The 4,066-nt window shown below is 59.3% G+C and carries 2 protein-coding genes, 3 tRNA genes and 2 rRNA genes; 6 read left to right on the top strand and 1 reads right to left on the bottom strand.

Annotated elements, in window-relative coordinates; all coding sequences use genetic code 11:
* Both ABY44_RS23070 and rrf read left to right on the top strand, forming a co-directional pair.
* Window positions 1-75 (top strand): 23S ribosomal RNA (locus ABY44_RS23070); the annotation flags it as partial.
* Between the two features lie 157 nt (window positions 76-232).
* A 5S ribosomal RNA gene (gene rrf / locus ABY44_RS23065) occupies window positions 233-345 on the top strand.
* 1,624 nt (window positions 346-1,969) lie between these two features.
* Here rrf and ABY44_RS23060 read toward each other — a convergent pair.
* Window positions 1,970-2,161, bottom strand: a complete 192-nt coding sequence (locus ABY44_RS23060) for a hypothetical protein (RefSeq protein ID WP_155637972.1) — start codon at window positions 2,159-2,161, stop codon at window positions 1,970-1,972.
* 362 nt (window positions 2,162-2,523) lie between these two features.
* Here ABY44_RS23060 and ABY44_RS23055 point away from each other — a divergent pair.
* The 4 genes from ABY44_RS23055 to tuf form a co-directional block, all read left to right on the top strand.
* Window positions 2,524-2,609: transfer RNA gene (locus tag ABY44_RS23055), tRNA-Tyr, on the top strand.
* Between the two features lie 43 nt (window positions 2,610-2,652).
* A tRNA-Gly gene (locus ABY44_RS23050) sits at window positions 2,653-2,726 on the top strand.
* 24 nt (window positions 2,727-2,750) lie between these two features.
* Window positions 2,751-2,825 (top strand) — tRNA-Thr (locus ABY44_RS23045).
* A gap of 69 nt (window positions 2,826-2,894) precedes the next feature.
* Window positions 2,895-4,066 (top strand): elongation factor Tu (gene tuf / locus ABY44_RS23040; RefSeq protein WP_431642290.1); only part of this gene is annotated, 1,172 nt, incomplete at its 3' end.

The following is a 4,066-nucleotide window of genomic DNA, read 5'->3' as shown; positions in this document are numbered from 1 at the left end:
CGTTGATAGGTCAGGTGTGTAAGCGCAGTAATGCGTTCAGCTAACTGATACTAATTGCCCGTAAGGCTTGATCCTATAACAAGTCTGCCTTGTAGATCGGCGCCGTGCGACAGCACCGGCCGCAAGATCCAGAGCGACAAGTTGGATTCTCGTGTGTGATACACACAACTCAAAATTACTGCTTCTTCCAAGATTGGTTCTGTTGGCCACGCCAGCAGGACAACCCTCTTTGCCTGATGACCATAGCGAGTCGGTCCCACCCCTTCCCATCCCGAACAGGACCGTGAAACGACTCTACGCCGATGATAGTGCGGATTCCCGTGTGAAAGTAGGTAATCGTCAGGCTCCCTAAGCCAGAAACCCCCGCCCGAAAGGCGGGGGTTTTTGCATTTCGGCGACGGAAATGCACGAGTGATCGGGATTTGTGGCCTGGCTGCTACTCGAGCTGGGGCCGGGGGTGCCGATTCTCCAGGATTGCCTCTGCGAGACTGACGCAAAAGGCGATCAGACCGACCGATCGGGTTGGCCTTGCACCGCTAGCTGGCGCCGGCCAAGACCTACCATCCAAACATCCATCCACTTGCTGTTCACGGAGAGGAGATCGGATCGAGTCGCGACTCCGCCGCATTTTTGACCACTTCTCGCCGCAGATTCGTGCGTTGCTGGTTACGACCTAGAGTGGCATGGCCTGCTGCGCGAATGCCGGTTATTGTGCGCGGTTCCTCGGCGTATTGAGCACTTCTCCGCCCACAATCGTCGTTGCCATTTCGTATCAGAGGGTCGCGCCTGGCGGTTCCCGACATGAGCCATCAGGGTGGCCTGGGCAACGAGTGGCGCAAATCCGCGGTTTGGCGTCCTTTTGCCGAAAGCTCCAGGCGACTGCTGCCAATCGAGCGCACAAAGTCGGATTTTGCCCAAGATGACATCTCGTAGTGATCTTGGCTTGTTTGTTTCTCAACTCGTCGCATCTTCTCTCAAATCGACCCGTTCAAAAAATTGGCGCTTCCGGCGTGCCACGCGGAAGTCGTTGACGCATAGCGCGAACCGGACGTACGCAAATTCCTCAACCAGATGCCATCAGAAATTCGCGCCGGTTCTTTTTGATGAGCGCTGGCTGCCCGTCCCGAAACACGTACACTTTTTAATGAGCGAATAGGCGGCGCCGCCAAAGCAGTCCCGCCCTTCACCTATCGACGTGAAGGGCGTGCCCCCGCATCGACGTCAGTCGATCGCGCCCTGCATGCGGTATCCGGATCGGAGAGTGCGGAGCCATTGCCCGGCGTAAACCGGCGCGTCGTATTCAGGCCTTGATCCCTGGTCGACGCGAGCACTGCCGGGCAGCTCGCAGCGGTCGTGGAAGTGTGGAGGTCGTGGGCCTGCTTTCCCGCGTCTTCGGATGAGTGCGATGCGGAAAACGCGCAGGCGCCGAATCCTGCGCAGGTATCGGTGTTCAGCTGCACGAGGCGAACATCGTACGTGCATGGGGGATGCCTTGTGTATTCGCCGCGATAGGTCGGCCAGATGCCGACTTTGGTCGGTTCGCGCGGCGGCGAAGTGCAGTGGGCCGTGCACTGTAGAACGTTCGCAGAGATTGCGGGGACAAACCTGCGTGGCAGCTCCCGGCGCGGCCGTGTGTCGTCGCCAAGAAATGGCTGCAATGTGTCGATGCAGGCTGGGCTGCAGGATTCGCCTGTCGACGCGTCATCACCAGCGCCGACGGCGATGACGTACATGGCGGCATCGTTGATCAGCCATGCATATGCTGACTCCACGAGGTTGCCCCGGCCGACCAGACGTGTACCGAACCGAGGCCCCGGTATTGTGCGCGGGCTTCAACCTCTCATATGCGACGAGCGGCGCGGCTGCTGCCGGGCATCCCGAGGCGTGGCTATCAGCTGGCGCCTCCAGACGGATCCAGGTGATCGTGCTCGGGCGACACGGGCGTCTGCCGGCCCGGCGGCATGTGCGATCAAAACCATGAAGGCCAGAAAAGAGCAAGCAGACGCATGAAGATACGAATCAGGGCGGGCAGGTGGCCCGGGACGCCATTGCTCCTGTCGCTGACGTTGGCAAAGTCTAGCGCCGCCATCGCGATTTCTCGTTGGAAGCGTTGCTCAAACTCATGATGCGATTGCTGGAAAGTGTCAGAAAGCCGTGTCACGTCAATTGCGGGCGGGTCGGGCCAGGCAACCCGAGAAACCAGCTATGGACTCCCAGGAGGTATCTAAAACAGATCATGGTGTTCGCCCGGCACGAAATTTGCGGAAATTTTGCATCTACCCGCTTGGCAGAGTGCTCAAGAGATCGTATGATGGCGGTCTTTCGTTTTCGGCGCAGATGCAGATCGACGCTGAAAGCGGAGTCTGACGAAGATGTGGCACTGATCGGTAGCACCCATGCTTGCCTTAGCCGGGCAAGGGCGGGAGATCGGTGGTCGGGCAGGTATCGGGAAGAGAGTAAAAATAATCTTCCGGATGTGCTTGACAGGGGTGCGATGTACCCCCATAATCGTCAGTTCTCTACGGAGGGGTGCCCGAGTGGCTAAAGGGGGCAGACTGTAAATCTGTTGGCTTACGCCTACGTTGGTTCGAATCCAACCTCCTCCACCAAGATATCAGCGCAGTGAGCGGTAAGGAATCGTTTGTGGCCCGTGCGGGTGTAGCTCAATGGTAGAGCAGAAGCCTTCCAAGCTTACGACGAGGGTTCGATTCCCTTCACCCGCTCCAGACCGCGAAGTTGAAGCGTAAAGCGCCCATGTGGCTCAGTGGTAGAGCACTCCCTTGGTAAGGGAGAGGTCGGCAGTTCGATCCTGCCCATGGGCACCAGCAGTAAAAAGTCAGTGTCTTGTTGTTTGCGCGCGGCGCAACCTGTGAAATTCCTTTTGGGAGTTGAAAATGGCCAAGGAAAAGTTTGAGCGGACCAAGCCGCACGTGAACGTTGGTACGATTGGTCACGTTGACCACGGCAAGACGACGCTGACGGCAGCGATCACGACGGTTCTGACGAAGAAGTTCGGCGGCGAAGCGAAGGCGTACGACCAGATCGACGCGGCACCGGAAGAAAAGGCGCGCGGCATCACGATCAACACGGCACACGTCGAGTACGAAACGGCTAACCGCCACTACGCACACGTCGACTGCCCGGGCCACGCTGACTATGTGAAGAACATGATCACGGGCGCAGCGCAGATGGACGGCGCGATCCTGGTTTGCTCGGCAGCAGACGGCCCGATGCCGCAAACGCGTGAGCACATCCTGCTGGCGCGTCAGGTTGGCGTTCCGTACATCATCGTGTTCCTGAACAAGTGCGACATGGTGGACGACGCTGAACTGCTCGAGCTGGTCGAGATGGAAGTTCGCGAACTCCTGTCGAAGTACGACTTCCCGGGCGACGACACGCCGATCGTGAAGGGTTCGGCAAAGCTGGCGCTGGAAGGCGACACGGGCGAGCTGGGCGAAGTGGCGATCATGAGCCTGGCAGACGCGCTGGACACGTACATCCCGACGCCGGAGCGTGCAGTTGACGGCGCGTTCCTGATGCCGGTGGAAGACGTGTTCTCGATCTCGGGCCGTGGTACGGTGGTGACGGGTCGTGTCGAGCGCGGCATCGTGAAGGTCGGCGAAGAAATCGAAATCGTCGGTATCAAGCCGACGGTGAAGACGACCTGCACGGGCGTTGAAATGTTCCGCAAGCTGCTGGACCAAGGTCAGGCAGGCGACAACGTCGGTATCCTGCTGCGCGGCACGAAGCGTGAAGACGTGGAGCGTGGCCAGGTTCTGGCGAAGCCGGGTTCGATCACGCCGCACACGCACTTCACGGCTGAAGTGTACGTGCTGAGCAAGGACGAAGGCGGCCGTCACACGCCGTTCTTCAACAACTACCGTCCGCAGTTCTACTTCCGTACGACGGACGTGACGGGCTCGATCGAGCTGCCGAAGGACAAGGAAATGGTGATGCCGGGCGACAACGTGTCGATCACGGTGAAGCTGATTGCACCGATCGCGATGGAAGAAGGTCTGCGCTTCGCAATCCGCGAAGGCGGCCGTACGGTCGGCGCCGGCGTCGT

This window comes from Burkholderia sp. ZZQ-2 (assembly GCF_050768715.1).
In the GTDB taxonomy this organism is placed as follows: domain Bacteria; phylum Pseudomonadota; class Gammaproteobacteria; order Burkholderiales; family Burkholderiaceae; genus Burkholderia; species Burkholderia cepacia.
This window is presented reverse-complemented; position numbering and strand designations above follow the sequence as displayed.